The sequence below is a fragment of the Bacillus sp. G16 genome (genome assembly GCF_021282335.1).
In the GTDB taxonomy this organism is placed as follows: Bacteria; Bacillota; Bacilli; order Bacillales; family Bacillaceae; genus Bacillus; species Bacillus inaquosorum.
Map to the genome: position 1 here is coordinate 1 of NZ_JAJSOZ010000021.1, position 17,303 is coordinate 17,303.

The following is a 17,303-nucleotide window of genomic DNA, read 5'->3' on the forward strand; positions in this document are numbered from 1 at the left end:
CACACCCGTTCCCATACCGAACACGGAAGTTAAGCTCTTCAGCGCCGATGGTAGTCGGGGGTTTCCCCCTGTGAGAGTAGGACGCCGCCAAGCAAGGTAAAACCCAGCTCATTGAGCTGGGTTTTTTGTGTATTCAAGATCGATAAAATCAAACAAATACAAACACCGACAGCTTATATAGTCCATATACTGATTCCAAGTTTCGAAAAGATCTAAATAGTGTATACAATATCCGGTTTAAGGGAAGGCTAATTGTACGGAGGTGGGGACGATGGACGAAACAGTTAAACCTAATCATACATGTGTGATTTGTGATCAAGTGAAGAGTAGAGGCATTCATCTTTATACGAAATTTATATGCTTAGATTGTGAGAGAAAAGTAATTTCTACATCAACTTCCGATCCTGACTATGCCTTTTACGTGAAAAAACTAAAGAGCATTCATACACCGCCATTATATTCTTAGACCTGAAAAGGTCTTTTTTTGTATTCTTTCATAAGGAATGAGTTAATAAAAAGAAGATGAAACTTGTTTAGGGATTGAACGTAGTAGATAATAATATTAAAACTGAGTATATACACAGGAGTCGATTATCTCATGCAGAGATTTCTTCACTTTTTGATATGGAGTTTAACAAGCAGTGCGACTTTTGTTTTCATAGGGATATTGAGCTTTTTCGGTTTAAATCAGTCGCTTTTTTTATCTTTTGTTTATGGGCTCGCTTCAGGAGTGGTCGTATATACAGCTGGCATTTGGAACACCAGACGGTTGTTTCTTAAAAAGCATGCGCTGACAGGAAGAGAATATGCTTACATTAAGAAAAATCTCGAGGAAGCAAGGCTGAAAATCATACGCCTCCGGAAAGCTTTGTTTCAGGCAAAGAGCATACAAACGTTTAAACAAAATGCAGAAATGCTGAGACTTGTCAGAAGGATTTATATTCTCACCAAAAAAGAGCCAAAACGGTTTTATCAGGCCGAGCGCTTTTTTTATCAAACTCTCGATTCGATTGTTGAATTGACAGAGAAGTATGCCTTTCTATCATCTCATCCAAAAAAAAGCAAAGAACTGTCGATGTCGTTGAGTGAGGCGCGTATCACACTTGCTGAGTTGACAAAGCGTGTAGAGGAGGATTTAACTCAAGTAATGGGTGATGAAATTGATGACCTGCAATTTGAATTAGATGCAGCAAAGCATTCATTAAAGAAATAATGGAAGAGGGTAAGAGCGATGAACCGAGATCAAAGCGACCTTCATATAGATGAATTATTGGCAGACCCTTTTGGCGATATAGAGATACCCAAGGCAGAGGCTGTAAAAGCAGAGAAACAGCAAGTACGTCTTGTTGATGTTCTTCCTGAGGAAAACAAGGAAAAGGCAATTCAGCTCGCTGGACAGATCGATCATAAAAACATGCAGAGCATTGTTTTATACGGCTCTCAAGCTCAGTCTAAGCTGCTGAATTTTTCTCATACCATGATTGATCATGTTCATAAGAAGGATGTCGGAGAAATTGGCGAAATTCTTGGAGAGCTGATGAAAAAGCTGGAGCAGGTAAATCCTGATGATCTTCAGTCCAAGAAAAAGGGTTTTTTGGCGCGCATGTTTGGAAGAGTATCGAATTCTCTTCAGGAGGTGCTGTCTAAATATCAAAAGACAAGTGTACAGATAGACAGAATCAGCTTGAAGCTGGAGCATTCTAAAAATGCTTTAATCAGTGACAATAAGCTGTTAGAGCAGTTATATGAAAAAAACAAAGAGTATTTCACCGCGCTGAATGTTTATATTGCTGCAGGGGATCTGAAGCTGGAGGAATTAAGAACAAAAACGATTCCTGAACTGAAGCAACAGGCCGAATCAAGTGAGCACAACCAAATAGCCGTTCAAGAAGTAAACGATTTGCTTCAATTTGCTGACCGGTTAGATAAAAGGGTGCACGATTTGCTTCTGAGCAGGCAAATTACAATCCAAAGCGCTCCGCAAATCAGGCTGATTCAGAATACAAACCAAGCGTTAGCTGAAAAAATCCAGTCATCCATTGTGACAGCGATTCCGCTTTGGAAAAACCAAGTAGCGATTGCGCTGACGCTTTTAAGGCAGCGCAATGCAGTAGATGCACAGCAAAAAGTAGCTGATACAACCAACGAGCTTTTACTGAAAAACGCTGAGCTGTTGAAAACCAATACAATTGAAACTGTGCGGGCGAATGAACGAGGCCTTGTTGATATCGATACTTTAAAAAAGGTGCAGGAAAGCTTAATCAGCACGCTTGAAGAAACGCTGACGATACAAGAAGAAGGACGAATCAAACGCCGTCAGGCAGAAGAAGAGCTCATGATGATGGAAGGCGATCTGAAGCAAAAGCTGCTTACAATAAAGGAAAGATAGTTACCAGTAAGTCTAGCTTTAAGTTCTGTGAGAGGCACGATATAATAAAGTATAAGAAGACACATTCAAAGGATTGTTTTAATGAACACACCTTTATATAAAGCATTGATTCAGCATGCGAGAAGAAATTCTCATTCATTTCATGTTCCGGGACATCACAATGGAGATGTCTTTTTTGATGACGCTAAGTCGATATTCAATCCGCTTCTCACCATTGATGTAACTGAACTGGCAGGGTTGGACGATCTCCATCATCCTACTGGGGTGATTAAGGAGGCTCAAGAGCTTGTCAGTCAATTATATGGATCGGCGGAAAGTTTTTTTCTGGTGAATGGTACGACTGTCGGGAACTTAGCAATGATTTTATCTGTTTGTGAACCGGGCGATACAATTTTGGTTCAAAGAAACTGTCATAAATCTGTATTTCATGCTGTTGATTTGGCCGGTGCTGAGCCGGTTTATCTTGCACCTGACATTGATGCAGCGTTGCATGTGCCTACGCATGTTCCTCTTGATACAATAAAAGAAGCCTTAGCAGCATATCCAGATGCGAAAGGCTTGGTGCTGACCAATCCGACATATTACGGGCATAGTGCTGATTTGACCGAAATTATTTCAGAGGCCCATCGTTACGGGATTCCTGTTTTGGTAGATGAAGCGCATGGCGCACATTTTGTTTTAGGGGAGCCTTTTCCGGTCTCAGCTTTAAAAATGGGGGCAGATATTGTTGTTCAGTCGGCTCATAAAACACTGCCTGCCATGACGATGGGTTCTTATTTGCATCTCAACAGCAGCTGCAGAATTGATCGGGATCGGGTGGCAGAGTATTTAACCCGATTACAAAGCAGCAGCCCGTCTTATCCGATCATGGCTTCATTAGACATTGCCCGTGCTTATGTGGAGCATATTATAGAAGAACAAAAGCTTTCTGACATTCTGCAGCGAATACAATCACTTAAACAAACGTTTGATTCACTTACAAATGCAGAAGCTGTCAAACCGGCCGACCCACGGATGATAATGGATCCGTTGAAGCTCACGATTCGTTCAAAACGGGGCCATTCTGGATATACGCTGCAAAACATATTAGAGCGAGCCAACATATTCACTGAGCTTGCTGATGAAAATCAAGTACTGCTCGTTCTTCCATTGGGAGGAAAACGCATAATAAACGCTGAAACGATTAAAAGCATTGATGAAGAGATTGAAAAAATGCCTCCGGATCAGATGTTTGTTTCTGCAGAATGGGGAGCGCAGCCTGTTACTGTCTTGCCATATCAAAAAAAGGTCTTACAAACGTTCAAGAAAGAATATGTGGACTTTGATGAAGCAGCAGGACGGCTGAATGCAGAGGATATCATCCCTTATCCTCCGGGTATCCCGATGATCATGGCGGGAGAAAGAATGACGAAAGAAAGTGTGCAAAAGCTCAGCCGCTTGATCAGCATGAAAACGCATGTTCAAGGGAATATGAAAATCAAAGAGAAACAACTACTTGTTTATATAGAAGAGGAGAAATCATGAGCGGTTTATTTATTACATTCGAAGGTCCTGAAGGTGCGGGAAAAACGACTGTTCTGCAGGAAATCAAAAGCATACTGACAGCAGAAGGCCTTCAGGTTACGGCAACTCGAGAGCCGGGCGGCATAGATATTGCAGAACAAATTCGAGAGGTTATTCTGAATGAAAACAACACATTAATGGACCCGAAAACAGAAGCTCTCTTATATGCAGCTTCAAGACGCCAGCATTTAGTTGAAAAAGTAAAACCAGCATTGGAACAGGGGCATGTGGTTCTTTGTGACAGATTCATAGACAGTTCGCTCGCATACCAAGGATACGCAAGAGGCCTTGGGATTGATGAGGTTCTGTCAATTAATGAGTTTGCCATCGGAGATATGATGCCCCATGTAACGGTTTATTTTTCAATTGATCCGGAAGTGGGCCTGAAACGTATTCACGCAAACGGCTCGCGGGAGAAAAACAGGCTCGATTTAGAAAAATTAAGCTTCCATACAAAGGTACAGGAAGGCTATCAAGAGCTGATGAAGCGATTCCCGAAAAGATTTCACTCAATTGATGCCAGCCAATCCAAAGATCTCGTCGTTCAGGACGTTCTAAAGGTTATCAATGAAGCGTTGAAAAAAATTCAATTGTGACCTGTTTCCCAATAGTTGATATAATAATGTAAACGAGATCATTGTTGTTTCCAATCTAAAGGAGGCCTTCACAGATGAAATTGATAGTGGCAGTTGTACAGGATCAGGACAGCAACAGACTTTTGAAAACCTTAACGGATCACAACTTTAGAGTCACAAAGCTTGCGACGACGGGAGGATTTCTTAAATCAGGCAATACAACGTTTATGATTGGTGTCGAGGATATACGCGTCGATAAAGCATTGAGTCTCATTAAAGAAAACGGACAGAAACGTGATCAGATGATTGCCCCTGTATCTCCAATGGGCGGAAATGCTGATTCATATGTCCCTTATCCAGTCGAAGTTGAAGTTGGCGGAGCGACAGTATTTGTCCTTCCAGTCGATGAATTTCATCAATTTTAAGGATTTGAAACTGTGAAAATTAATAAAGATATACGTACATTTATAGATAATAAGCAGCTTCCTTCTGTGAAAACATCTGAGATCACAGCGTCGTTTAAAACATCAATGGAAAACCAAAGCAGCAAATTGAAATTTGATCAGCTCACCAGGCTGTTATCGGATATAGAAGCGTTTGGAAAAAGACTGACGAAATCCCGGAATTTTAAAGACTTAGCGAGATTTAAAGGACTTGTGAAACGTTTTGTTAAAGAAGCTGTAGACAGCGGTCTGTCACATGAAACGTCAAAAAGCTTTGACCTGTACGGAAACAGCAGAACGCTGGGACTTGTGAAAGAAATAGATGACAAATTGATACAGCTTACGGAAGAAATGATGGATCAGGAAAAACCGGCAATTGATTTGCTGGAGCGTATTGGCGAAATAAAAGGTTTATTGATTAACCTTTACACATAGAGAGTGATACAATGGCAATATCCTGGAAGGAAATGACCGAGCTTCAGCCCAGAGTAATGAAGCTTTTATATAATAGTATTGAGAAGGACAGATTATCACACGCTTATTTGTTTGAGGGGAAAAAAGGAACAGGAAAGCTTGATGCTGCGATGCTTCTTGCGAAAAGCTTTTTTTGCCTGGAGGACGGCGCGGAGCCTTGTGAGAGCTGCCGAAACTGTAAACGGATAGAGTCAGGGAACCACCCTGATCTCCATCTTGTTCAGCCTGATGGTTTGTCGATCAAAAAGGCGCAAATTCAAGCGCTGCAAGAAGAGTTTTCTAAAACGGGGCTTGAATCGCATAAAAAGTTGTATATTATTTCGCACGCAGACCAAATGACAGCAAATGCAGCGAACAGCCTGCTGAAATTTTTAGAAGAACCGAATAAAGACACAATGGCCATCCTCATCACTGAGCAGCCCCAAAGGTTATTGGATACCATCATTTCAAGATGCCAAACCCTTCCTTTTCAGCCTTTGCAGCCTAAAGCAATTGAAGACAGATTAATCGAACAGGACGTTTCGCCTCATATGGCAAGGCTTCTGGCCAACATGACCAACAATGTAGCGGAAGCAGTCGAATTAAGTCGAAATGATGAGTTTGCAGAGTCTAGAGCGAAAGTGATAAAATTGTATGAAGTCCTACACCAGCGGAAAGGACATGCTTTTTTCTTTATTCAAGATCAATGGATGCCCTTTTTCAAAGAAAAAACCCATCAAGAAATGGGTCTTGATATGCTCTTATTGATATATCGTGATGTGTTGTCCATCCAAATAGGAAATGAAGATAAATTGATTTATCAAGACTTATTCCAATCAATAAAACAGCATGCGCTACAATCAACACAACAAAGCGTTACGAATCAAATTCTTGCTGTTTTAGAAGCAAAGAAACGGCTTCATTCCAATGTGAATGTACAAGGATTAATGGAGCACTTGGTGTTAATGTTGCAGGAGGGATAAGCTTGTACAATGTAATTGGAGTCCGCTTTAAGAAAGCGGGTAAAATATATTATTTTGATCCAAATGGATTTCATATAGAACATGACAGCTGCGTAATTGTAGAAACTGTCAGAGGCGTTGAGTACGGCCAGGTCGTGATTGCGAATAAACAGGTGGATGAGCATGATGTCGTGCTGCCCCTTCGAAAAGTGATACGTGTGGCTGACGAACGCGATCTTCTTATCGTAGAAGAAAATAAACAGGAAGCTTTATCAGCATTTGACATCTGCCAAAAGAAAGTGGCTGAACATGGCTTGGATATGAAGCTGGTCGATGTCGAATTTACGTTTGACCGCAATAAAGTTATTTTTTACTTCACTGCTGACGGCCGAGTAGACTTTAGAGAGCTTGTAAAGGATTTGGCTTCTATCTTTAAAACAAGAATTGAGCTGCGCCAAATTGGAGTAAGGGATGAGGCGAAAATGCTCGGAGGAATCGGTCCTTGCGGAAGAATGCTTTGCTGTTCAACGTTTCTTGGAGATTTTGAACCCGTTTCCATTAAAATGGCCAAGGATCAGAACTTGTCTTTAAATCCTACGAAGATTTCAGGTCTTTGCGGACGTTTGATGTGCTGTCTAAAATATGAGAACGATGAGTATGAGACGGCAAAAGAGCAGCTTCCGGATATTGGAGAAATGATTACGACAGCAAACGGCCCCGCGAAGGTCGTTGGACTAAATATTCTGGAACGGGTGCTTCAGGTGGAACTGATAAACCGTGAAAAAGTGATAGAATATACTTGGGAAGAGCTCTTGGAAGAGGGCGTCGTATCCGCACAAACCACAGATTAACGAGGTGTGGAACCTTGGATAAAAAAGAGTTATTTGATACAGTCATTAACTTAGAAGAACAAATTGGCTCACTGTACCGGCAGCTGGGGGATTTGAAGCAGCATATCGGTGAGATGATTGAAGAAAATCATCATTTACAGCTTGAAAACAAGCATTTGCGCAAACGGCTGGACGATACGACGCAGCAGATTGAAAAGTTCAAAGCTGATAAAAAAGAATCAAAAACACAGAAGACAGAGCAAACTGATATAGGGGAAGGGTATGATAATCTGGCACGTCTGTATCAAGAAGGATTTCATATCTGCAATGTCCACTATGGAAGCGTTCGAAAAGAAGATTGTCTTTTCTGTCTGTCATTCTTAAATAAAAAATAAGGAAAAGGCTTCCGCATAAGACGGGAGCCTTTTTCAAAGGTACTGAAAGGATAAGAAGATGGTTTCATTACGTGATGATGAAAGATTAGATTATTTGCTCGCAGAGGACATGAAAATCATACAAAGTCCAACGGTGTTTGCTTTTTCATTGGACGCTGTGCTTCTGTCCAAATTTGCGTACGTTCCGATTCAAAAAGGAAAAATCGTTGATTTGTGCACCGGCAATGGCATTGTGCCGCTGCTGCTCAGCACAAGATCAAAAGCAGACATTCTTGGAGTTGAAATTCAAGAAAGACTTCATGATATGGCTGTTCGCAGTGTGGAGTATAATAAGCTGCAGGATCAGATTCAGATCCTACATGATGATCTGAAAAACATGCCGGAAAAGCTGGGACATAATCGATATGATGTTGTCACCTGCAATCCGCCGTATTTTAAAACGCCGAAGCAAACTGAGCAAAATATGAATGAGCATCTCAGAATCGCAAGACATGAAATTCACTGCACACTGGAGGATGTCATTTCAGTCAGCAGCAAGCTGCTCAAGCAAGGAGGAAAGGCAGCCCTTGTTCACCGGCCGGGCCGGCTTTTGGAGATTTTTGAACTGATGAAGGCTTATCAAATCGAACCGAAGCGTGTGCAATTTGTCTACCCGAAACAAGGAAAAGAAGCCAATACCATCTTGGTTGAAGGCATAAAGGGCGGACGTCCGGATTTAAAAATTCTTCCCCCTTTGTTCGTTTATGACGAACAAAATGAATATACAAAAGAAATCAGGACCATTTTATATGGAGACAAATAACCATTTCTTCTACGTCGTGAAATGTAAGGACAATAGTTGGTATGCCGGGTATACCAACGATCTGCAGAAACGAGTAAAAACACATAATGATGGAAAGGGCGCAAAGTATACAAAAGTAAGACGTCCGGTTGAATTGATTTTTGCCGAAGCTTTCACAACGAAACGGGAAGCCATGCAGGCGGAATATTATTTCAAAAAACTGACTCGAAAGAAAAAAGAGCTTTATATAGAAGAAAAGCGGAACAGCAAGGAGGCTGTATATGTTAAGGCGCCAAATGAGCTTTAATGGAAAGTCGGACATGGGGATTCTATATTTGGTCCCAACCCCAATCGGAAATTTAGAGGATATGACATTCCGGGCGATCGACACGCTGAAATCAGTGGATGCAATTGCTGCGGAAGATACGAGACAAACAAAAAAGCTTTGTCATGTATACGAAATTGAAACACCGCTTGTTAGTTATCACGAACATAATAAGGAGAGCAGCGGCCACAAAATCATTGAATGGCTGAAATCAGGAAAAAACATTGCCCTTGTCAGTGACGCCGGGCTGCCGACGATTTCTGATCCTGGAGCGGAAATCGTGAAGGATTTCACGGAGTTAGGCGGTTATGTCGTTCCGCTGCCGGGAGCAAATGCTGCATTAACAGCCCTAATCGCTTCAGGAATTGTACCACAGCCTTTCTTCTTTTACGGTTTTCTTAACAGACAGAAAAAAGAAAAGAAGAAGGAACTAGAAGCTCTTAAAAAACGGAGAGAAACAATTATCTTTTATGAAGCGCCTCACCGATTGAAGGAAACCTTGTCAGCGATGGCAGAGATATTAGGAGATCGGGAAATGGCTGTAACGCGTGAACTCACTAAGAAATATGAAGAGTTTATCAGAGGCTCGATATCCGAAGTCATCGAATGGGCAAACGAGGACCAGATACGTGGTGAGTTTTGTCTTGTCGTAGAAGGAAGTAAAGCAGAGGAATCAGATGAGGAAGCACAATGGTGGGAAAACCTCACCGCGAAAGACCATGTCGAGCATTACATCTCGAAAGGCGCTACTTCTAAAGAAGCTATTAAAAAAGCAGCAGTCGATCGCAATGTTCCAAAGCGTGAAGTGTACGATGCTTACCATATTCAGCAATAAAAAAACGTTCTTGTGTCATAACAAGAACGTTTTTTGTAAAAGAAATGATTATTTAAGGTTTTGAAGCTGGTTTTGGATTTCGCTGATGATTTGCTCAGCGCCTTCTTTACTAAGAACCAATTTACCGCCTGCAAGTTTAAGGTTATCATCAGAAACTTCACCAGTTACTTGGCAAGTCATGTTTGGTTTATATTTTTTAAGGATGATTTTTTCATCATCAACATAAATTTCAAGAGCATCTTTTTCTGCGATTCCAAGAGTACGACGCAATTCGATAGGAATAACTACACGTCCTAATTCATCAACTTTACGTACAATACCAGTAGATTTCATAAACATTCTCCTCCCAAGAGATAATTATTTGTTTAAATTATATTTTTCTTCGTCATTATTCGACAAAATCCTTACCTTCATAGCATAACAAGGTTTCCAATAATCGTCAATCATTTTGTTTACTATTGATTGTAAGAATTAGTTCTTATAGTCAGTAATGTCTCGAAAACTACTGGAATAACAGCATTTTATAAATTTTTAATAAAGCTATTATCCTACTAAAACTCCTTTTAAATCAAGACTTTCGAACCAAGGTTTTTTATTTCATTTGATTATATACGACAAAATTCGACATAAACAGACTTTTTTTATTTTCATTAAAGATTTTTAATTTTAATTATTCTTTTTCAGGGCATACGTATATATTCTTGATCTTAAAGGCTAAGATGGTATCATAGATAAAGGATAAATATAAATAATAATCATATATGATTTGCACTTATCGCCGCTCTCGTCCTTTGGGCGGGAGCTTTTTGACATTCTGATTGGGAGGTTTCAAGATGCCGCAAGAAAACAATACATTTTATATTACAACACCGATTTATTATCCGAGCGGAAAATTACATATCGGCCATGCATATACGACAGTCGCGGGAGATGCAATGGCACGCTACAAAAGATTAAAAGGGTTCGATGTTCGCTATTTAACGGGAACGGACGAGCATGGACAAAAGATTCAGCAAAAAGCTGAGCAGGAAAACATTACACCTCAGGAGTATGTGGATCGCGCAGCGGCAGATATTCAGAAACTGTGGAAACAGCTTGAAATCTCAAACGACGACTTTATCCGTACAACTGAAAAACGGCATAAAGTTGTGATTGAAAAGGTGTTTCAAAAGCTTCTTGATAACGGGGACATCTATCTTGATGAATATGAAGGCTGGTATAGTATCCCAGATGAAACGTTCTACACGGAAACTCAGCTGGTTGATATCGAGCGGAATGAAAAGGGAGAGGTCATCGGCGGAAAAAGCCCTGACAGCGGACACCCAGTTGAATTGATCAAAGAGGAATCATATTTCTTCCGTATGGGAAAATACGCGGATCGTCTTCTGAAATATTATGAAGAAAACCCAACATTCATCCAGCCGGAATCACGCAAAAACGAAATGATTAACAACTTTATCAAGCCTGGACTTGAGGATTTGGCTGTATCGCGTACCACTTTTGACTGGGGCGTGAAGGTGCCGGAAAATCCAAAGCACGTTGTATATGTTTGGATCGACGCGCTATTTAACTATTTAACAGCACTCGGCTATGATACAGAAAATGATGAGCTTTATCAAAAATATTGGCCTGCCGATGTTCATTTAGTCGGTAAGGAGATTGTGCGATTCCATACCATTTACTGGCCAATTATGCTGATGGCGTTGGATCTGCCGCTGCCGAAGCAAGTATTCGCGCATGGCTGGCTTTTAATGAAAGACGGAAAAATGTCGAAATCAAAAGGGAACGTTGTAGATCCCGTTACATTAATTGAACGTTACGGTTTAGACGAACTTCGTTATTACCTGCTTCGAGAAGTGCCGTTCGGATCTGACGGTGTTTTCACACCGGAAGGATTTGTTGAGCGGATTAACTATGATTTAGCGAATGATTTAGGAAACCTATTGAACCGTACAGTTGCGATGATCAATAAGTATTTTGACGGACAAATCGGTTCTTACAAAGGCGCCGTAACGGAATTTGACCAAACTCTCGTGTCAGTTGCTGAAGAAACGGTGAAGGCTTACGAGAAAGCAATGGAAAACATGGAATTCTCGGTAGCTCTTTCGACATTATGGCAGCTCATCAGCCGCACAAATAAATACATTGATGAGACAGCTCCATGGGTGCTTGCGAAGGATCCGGCAAAAGAAGAAGAACTGCAATCAGTTATGTATCATCTGGCTGAATCATTGCGTATTTCAGCTGTGTTGCTTCAGCCGTTCTTAACAAAGACACCGGAAAAAATGTTCGAGCAGCTGGGCATTACTGATGAAGCTTTAACAGCTTGGGACAGCATTACAGCTTTCGGCCAGCTGAAAGATACAAAAGTACAAAAAGGCGAGCCGTTGTTCCCTCGTTTAGAGGCAGAAGAAGAAATTGCTTACATCAAAGGGAAAATGCAGGGCTCAGCGCCAGCTAAAGAAGAAACAAAAGAAGAAGAGCCGCAAGAGGTTGATCGCTTACCTGAAATAGCGATCGATCAATTCATGGATGTAGAACTTCGCGTGGCAGAGGTTATCGAAGCAGAGCCGGTGAAAAAAGCAGATCGACTATTGAAGCTGCAGCTGGATCTTGGTTTTGAAAAACGCCAAGTCGTATCCGGTATTGCGAAGCATTATACGCCTGAAGAGCTTGTTGGGAAAAAACTCGTATGTGTAACAAATCTAAAACCGGTTAAGCTGAGAGGAGAGCTTTCTCAAGGTATGATCCTTGCTGGGGAGGCAGACGGCGTATTAAAAGTCGTATCTATCGATCAGTCGTTACCGAAAGGCACAAGAATTAAATAATGACAAACAAAAGGTGTTTCACGTGTAACAATTCGTCGAACACCTTTTGTGTTTCGACAAGAAAGGAGTTTTTCACTTATGTTGTTTGACACACATGCACATTTAAATGCAGAACAATATGATACTGATCTGGAAGAGGTTATTGAGCGGGCAAAATCTGAAAAAGTAGAACGAATAGTCGTAGTTGGTTTTGACCGACCGACCATTACCCGTGCGATGGAAATGATTGAGGAATATGATTTTATTTATGCAGCCATCGGCTGGCACCCTGTTGACGCGATTGACATGACAGAAGAAGATTTAGCATGGATTAAAGAGCTCTCTGCTCATGAAAAAGTGGTAGCGATAGGTGAAATGGGACTGGATTATCATTGGGATAAATCTCCTAAAGATGTTCAAAAAGAGGTGTTTAGAAAACAAATCGCCTTAGCAAAAGAGGTCAATCTGCCTATTATCATTCATAACCGTGATGCAACGGAGGATGTCGTGACGATTTTGAAAGAGGAAGGCGCAGAAGCCGTGGGCGGAATCATGCACTGCTTTACAGGAAGTGCGGAAGTGGCAAGAGAATGCATGAAAATGAATTTTTATTTATCATTTGGGGGACCGGTGACATTTAAAAATGCGAAGAAGCCGAAGGAAGTTGTGAAGGAAATACCAAATGATCGTTTGCTGATTGAAACTGACTGCCCATTTCTCACACCTCATCCTTTTCGCGGGAAAAGAAATGAGCCAAGCTATGTGAAATATGTGGCAGAGCAAATTGCTGAATTAAAAGGAATGACCTTCGAAGAGATTGCATCAATCACGACTGAAAATGCAAAAAGACTTTTCCGTATAAACTGACAAAAAACGCTAGCGGTTTTTGTAAGAGCTTGTCCCTTACGGCGTTTTTCTATAAAAGTTCTACATGCTTTCTTCTCCTCATAGGATAGGTTTGTCGACAAGTCTTTCTTCCGTTTCTCATTGTATTTCAGGATAATGAAGAAGACACTGAGCTTTTGGGAGAAAGAGAAGGGAGGGTTGACAGCCTTTTAGATACTCTATATAATCTCTCCGAGGAGAAGGAGGCGTTTTTCATCATACAAAAAATGAAAAAGCTGTTTTCCGTAAAGCTTAGCAAAAGCAAAGTCATTCTGGTTGCTGCTTGTTTGCTATTGGCAGGAAGCGGGACTGCGTATGCGGCTCATGAGCTGACAAAACAATCAGTCTCAGTTTCTATCAATGGCAAAAAGAAACATATACGCACACATGCAAAAACGGTCGGTGATCTTTTAGAGACGCTTGATATAAAGACAAGAGACGAAGACAAGATCACACCTGCTAAACAGACAAATATAACAGCAGATATGGACGTTGTGTACGAGGCTGCAAAACCTGTGAAGCTTACAATAAACGGGGAAGAAAAGACATTATGGTCAACAGCAAAAACGGTCGGTGCATTACTGGACGAAAAAGATGTTGATGTAAAAGAACACGATCAAATTGATCCCGCAATAGATACAGATATTTCTAAAGACATGAAGATTAACATAGAACCCGCATTTCAGGTTACTGTGAATGATGCAGGAAAACAAAAGAAGATCTGGACGACTTCGACTACGGTCGCTGACTTTTTAAAACAGCAAAAGATGAACATAAAAGACGAAGATAAAATCAAGCCTGCGTTAGATGCAAAGCTGACGAAAGGAAAGGCTGATATTACAATTACTCGTATCGAAAAGGTCACCGATGTAGTTGAAGAGAAAATCGCGTTCGATGTGAAAAAGCAAGAAGACGCTTCTCTTGAAAAAGGGATAGAAAAGGTCGTCCAAAAAGGAAAAGAAGGCAAGCTTAAAAAACATTTCGAAGTCGTTAAAGAAAACGGCAAAGAAGTGTCCAGAGAACTTGTAAAAGAAGAAACTGCTGAACAAAGCAAAGATAAGGTGGTTGCTGTCGGCACAAAGCAAAGCAGTCCAAAGATTGAAAAGGTCAGTGCTTCCGGTGATTCAAAAACAGTCGTGTCCCGCAGCAATGAATCAACAGGCAAAGTTATGACTGTATCATCTACGGCTTATACAGCAAGCTGCAGCGGTTGTTCAGGACATACAGCTACAGGCGTCAATTTGAAAAATAATCCGAATGCGAAAGTTATCGCTGTAGATCCAAATGTTATTCCGCTAGGCTCCAAAGTTCACGTTGAAGGCTATGGATATGCCATTGCTGCAGATACTGGTTCAGCGATTAAAGGGAACAAAATAGACGTCTTTTTCCCAGAAAAATCATCGGCGTACCGATGGGGAAATAAAACAGTCAAAATAAAAATCTTAAATTAATATATACTTATGTATTCAGAGGGTTTTGCGCCCTCTGTTTTTTTCGTTATAATAGACAAAGTGTATTTTCTGCTTATTAGACGCTCGACATTAGAAAAAGTTTCATGAATATACAAAAGTTTTTATTTTACCTTGGAGGAAATAATGAAAATTAAAGAGATCATTGTGGTCGAGGGGCGTGACGATACGGCCCGCATCAAATTGGCTGTTGATGCAGACACAATTGAAACAAATGGTTCAGCCATCGATGATCGTGTGATTGACCAAATCCGTTTGGCCCAGAAGACCAGAGGCGTCATCATTTTGACGGATCCGGACTTCCCGGGAGAGAAGATCCGCAAAACCATTTCTGAGGCTGTACCCGGCTGTAAGCATGCTTTTTTGCCAAAGCATCTTGCCAAACCTAAAAACAAGCGGGGAATTGGTGTGGAGCACGCATCGATTGAAAGCATTAGGGCATGTTTAGAAAACGTGCACGAAGAGATGGAAGCGCAGCCGAGTGAGATTTCAGCTGAGGATCTGATTCATGCCGGACTGATTGGCGGATCTGCCGCCAAACGCCGCCGTGAGCGATTGGGTGATTTGTTGAAAATCGGCTATACAAATGGCAAACAGCTTCAAAAACGGCTGCAAATGTTTCAAATTAAAAAAAGTGATTTTATGAGTGCGCTCGATACCGTTATGCGGGAGGAACAGAATGAATAAAGATATTGCGACACCGATTAGAACGAAAGAGATACTGAAAAAATACGGTTTTTCTTTTAAAAAGAGCTTAGGACAGAATTTCTTAATTGATACGAACATTTTAGACAGAATTGTCGATCACGCGGAAGTGACGGAGAAAACAGGTGTCATTGAAATCGGCCCGGGAATCGGGGCTTTGACCGAACAACTCGCCAAGCGGGCGAAAAAGGTCGTGGCATTTGAAATTGACCAGCGATTATTACCGATCCTGAAAGATACGCTATCTCCTTACGACAATGTCACTGTCATTCATCAGGATGTATTAAAGGCTGATGTCAAGTCGGTCATTGAAGAACAATTTCAAGACTGTGATGAGATCATGGTAGTAGCCAACCTTCCTTATTATGTGACAACGCCGATTATCATGAAACTGCTTGAAGAACATCTTCCGCTGAAAGGGATTGTGGTCATGCTGCAAAAAGAAGTGGCTGAGCGCATGGCGGCAGACCCTTCATCTAAGGAATACGGTTCACTTTCAATCGCGGTGCAATTTTATACAGAAGCCAAAACGGTGATGATCGTTCCGAAAACCGTGTTTGTTCCTCAGCCTAACGTAGATTCCGCAGTCATTCGGCTGATTCTCCGCGACGGACCGGCAGTGGACGTGGAAAACGAAGCCTTTTTCTTTCAGTTAATCAAGGCAAGCTTTGCTCAGCGCCGTAAAACGCTGCTCAATAACTTAGTCAACAACCTGCCTGAAGGAAAAGCACAAAAATCAACGATTGAGCAAGTGCTGGAAGAAACAAATATTGACGGCAAGCGCCGAGGTGAATCCCTGTCTATTGAGGAGTTCGCAGCGCTGTCTAACGGATTGTATAAAGCCTTTTTCTAAAAGGGCTTTTTGTTTTGCGCACCACATGGACTGCCGCTACATAGGCTAGAGAAGGACCTTTAATTCAATGATAAGAAAAACTTGGACTCAGCGAAAAAAGGCGCTTTCTCAAGGCTCTTTCTTTCATGATGAGGCTTAGTCTATGTGTGGAGTGAGGAACGTGCAATTTCAAATAGGGGATATGGTAGCCAGAAAATCTTATCAAATGGATGTTTTGTTTCGCATTATAGGAATAGAGCAAACAAGCAAAGGAAATTCAATCGCCATTTTGCATGGCGATGCAGTCAGGCTGATTGCTGATGCGGATTTTTCTGATCTGGTAGCAGTGAAAAAAGATGAGCAGATGATGCGGAAAAAGAAAGATGAGAGCAGAATGAATGAATCGCTCGAATTGCTCCGCCAGGATTATAAGCTGCTCAGAGAAAAGCAGGAGTACTATGCGACAAGCCAATATCAGCATCAGGAGCATTATTTTCATATGCCGGGCAAGGTGCTTCATCTGGACGGTGATGAAGCGTATCTGAAAAAATGCCTGAATGTCTATAAAAAAATTGGAGTGCCGGTCTACGGCATCCATTGCCATGAAAAGAAAATGTCTGCTTCTATTGAAGAATTACTCGACAAATATCGACCTGATATCCTGGTGGTAACAGGGCATGATGCGTACTCGAAGCAAAAGGGCAGCATTGATGATTTGAACGCGTACAGACATTCAAAGCACTTTGTTGAAACGGTTCATAACGCCCGAAAAAAGATCCCTCACTTAGATCAGCTTGTTATTTTTGCAGGGGCCTGCCAATCCCATTTTGAATCACTCATAAAAGCGGGGGCAAATTTCGCGAGTTCTCCATCAAGAGTAAACATCCATGCGCTTGATCCGGTGTATATCGTCGCGAAAATCAGCTTTACGCCGTTTATGGAACGAATCAATGTATGGGAAGTGCTCCGTAATACGCTGACAAGAGAGAAAGGGCTTGGAGGTATTGAAACAAGAGGAGTGCTGAGAATTGGAATGCCTTATAAGTCCAATTAA

Annotated in this window: 20 protein-coding genes and 1 rRNA gene; 20 read left to right on the forward strand and 1 reads right to left on the reverse strand. The window is 41.4% G+C overall.

Annotated elements, in window-relative coordinates:
- The 14 genes from rrf to rsmI form a co-directional block, all read left to right on the forward strand.
- Positions 1-93 (forward strand): 5S ribosomal RNA (gene rrf, locus LWH95_RS18630); the annotation flags it as partial.
- Between the two features lie 178 nt (positions 94-271).
- Positions 272-466 carry a sigma factor G inhibitor Gin gene (gene csfB, locus LWH95_RS18635; RefSeq protein WP_232920132.1) on the forward strand — a complete coding sequence of 65 codons (195 nt, stop codon included), beginning with the start codon at positions 272-274 and terminating at the stop codon, positions 464-466.
- 132 nt (positions 467-598) lie between these two features.
- Entirely contained in the window at positions 599-1,213 is a 615-nt protein-coding gene (locus LWH95_RS18640) for a 5-bromo-4-chloroindolyl phosphate hydrolysis family protein (protein ID WP_232920133.1), read from the forward strand.
- Positions 1,214-1,231: 18 nt separating this feature from the next.
- Positions 1,232-2,389, forward strand: a complete 1,158-nt coding sequence (locus LWH95_RS18645; protein ID WP_232920134.1) for a toxic anion resistance protein — start codon at positions 1,232-1,234, stop codon at positions 2,387-2,389.
- An 81-nt stretch (positions 2,390-2,470) separates the two neighbouring features.
- Positions 2,471-3,913, forward strand: a complete 1,443-nt coding sequence (locus LWH95_RS18650) for an aminotransferase class I/II-fold pyridoxal phosphate-dependent enzyme (RefSeq protein ID WP_232920135.1) — start codon at positions 2,471-2,473, stop codon at positions 3,911-3,913.
- Positions 3,910-4,548, forward strand: a complete 639-nt coding sequence (gene tmk / locus LWH95_RS18655) for a dTMP kinase (RefSeq protein ID WP_133489378.1) — start codon at positions 3,910-3,912, stop codon at positions 4,546-4,548. Before LWH95_RS18650 ends, tmk begins: the two co-directional genes overlap by 4 nt.
- A 74-nt stretch (positions 4,549-4,622) precedes the next feature.
- A complete protein-coding gene (gene darA / locus LWH95_RS18660) occupies positions 4,623-4,952 on the forward strand; it encodes a cyclic di-AMP receptor DarA (RefSeq protein WP_003218295.1) in 330 nt (109 codons plus the stop codon).
- 12 nt (positions 4,953-4,964) lie between these two features.
- Positions 4,965-5,405 carry a YaaR family protein gene (locus LWH95_RS18665; protein WP_003242162.1) on the forward strand — a complete coding sequence of 147 codons (441 nt, stop codon included), beginning with the start codon at positions 4,965-4,967 and terminating at the stop codon, positions 5,403-5,405.
- Positions 5,406-5,416: 11 nt separating this feature from the next.
- Entirely contained in the window at positions 5,417-6,406 is a 990-nt protein-coding gene (holB, locus tag LWH95_RS18670) for a DNA polymerase III subunit delta' (RefSeq protein ID WP_084993281.1), read from the forward strand.
- A 2-nt stretch (positions 6,407-6,408) separates the two neighbouring features.
- Positions 6,409-7,236, forward strand: a complete 828-nt coding sequence (gene ricT / locus LWH95_RS18675) for a competence/sporulation regulator complex protein RicT (protein WP_003242158.1) — start codon at positions 6,409-6,411, stop codon at positions 7,234-7,236.
- A gap of 14 nt (positions 7,237-7,250) precedes the next feature.
- Entirely contained in the window at positions 7,251-7,610 is a 360-nt protein-coding gene (gene yabA / locus LWH95_RS18680) for a replication initiation-control protein YabA (RefSeq protein ID WP_003218308.1), read from the forward strand.
- Between the two features lie 58 nt (positions 7,611-7,668).
- Positions 7,669-8,412, forward strand: coding sequence for a tRNA1(Val) (adenine(37)-N6)-methyltransferase (locus LWH95_RS18685; RefSeq protein ID WP_232920136.1), 744 nt, complete (start codon positions 7,669-7,671; stop codon positions 8,410-8,412).
- The gene (locus LWH95_RS18690; RefSeq protein ID WP_003242154.1) at positions 8,399-8,698 is read left to right on the forward strand and encodes a GIY-YIG nuclease family protein; all 300 of its coding nucleotides are present in this window, start codon (positions 8,399-8,401) and stop codon (positions 8,696-8,698) included. Before LWH95_RS18685 ends, LWH95_RS18690 begins: the two co-directional genes overlap by 14 nt.
- On the forward strand, positions 8,673-9,551 hold the full coding sequence (gene rsmI, locus LWH95_RS18695) for a 16S rRNA (cytidine(1402)-2'-O)-methyltransferase (protein WP_232920137.1): 879 nt from the start codon (positions 8,673-8,675) through the stop codon (positions 9,549-9,551). Before LWH95_RS18690 ends, rsmI begins: the two co-directional genes overlap by 26 nt.
- Positions 9,552-9,599: 48 nt before the next feature.
- On the opposite strand, the gene abrB is transcribed toward rsmI, so the two are convergent.
- Entirely contained in the window at positions 9,600-9,890 is a 291-nt protein-coding gene (gene abrB / locus LWH95_RS18700; protein WP_003226760.1) for a transition state genes transcriptional regulator AbrB, read from the reverse strand.
- Between the two features lie 494 nt (positions 9,891-10,384).
- Here abrB and metG point away from each other — a divergent pair, with 494 nt between their 5' ends.
- From metG to prtG, 6 genes are all read left to right on the forward strand, one after another.
- Positions 10,385-12,379, forward strand: a complete 1,995-nt coding sequence (gene metG / locus LWH95_RS18705) for a methionine--tRNA ligase (RefSeq protein WP_232920138.1) — start codon at positions 10,385-10,387, stop codon at positions 12,377-12,379.
- A 78-nt stretch (positions 12,380-12,457) separates the two neighbouring features.
- Complete coding sequence (locus LWH95_RS18710) at positions 12,458-13,225, forward strand: TatD family hydrolase (protein ID WP_084993276.1); 768 nt, start codon at positions 12,458-12,460, stop codon at positions 13,223-13,225.
- A 155-nt stretch (positions 13,226-13,380) separates the two neighbouring features.
- Entirely contained in the window at positions 13,381-14,694 is a 1,314-nt protein-coding gene (locus tag LWH95_RS18715; RefSeq protein WP_119913293.1) for a ubiquitin-like domain-containing protein, read from the forward strand.
- 144 nt (positions 14,695-14,838) lie between these two features.
- Positions 14,839-15,399 carry a ribonuclease M5 gene (rnmV, locus tag LWH95_RS18720; protein ID WP_133489371.1) on the forward strand — a complete coding sequence of 187 codons (561 nt, stop codon included), beginning with the start codon at positions 14,839-14,841 and terminating at the stop codon, positions 15,397-15,399.
- Complete coding sequence (gene rsmA / locus LWH95_RS18725; RefSeq protein ID WP_232920139.1) at positions 15,392-16,270, forward strand: 16S rRNA (adenine(1518)-N(6)/adenine(1519)-N(6))-dimethyltransferase RsmA; 879 nt, start codon at positions 15,392-15,394, stop codon at positions 16,268-16,270. Before rnmV ends, rsmA begins: the two co-directional genes overlap by 8 nt.
- Before the next feature lie 160 nt (positions 16,271-16,430).
- On the forward strand, positions 16,431-17,303 hold the full coding sequence (gene prtG / locus LWH95_RS18730) for a sporulation-specific protease PrtG (RefSeq protein ID WP_003242140.1): 873 nt from the start codon (positions 16,431-16,433) through the stop codon (positions 17,301-17,303).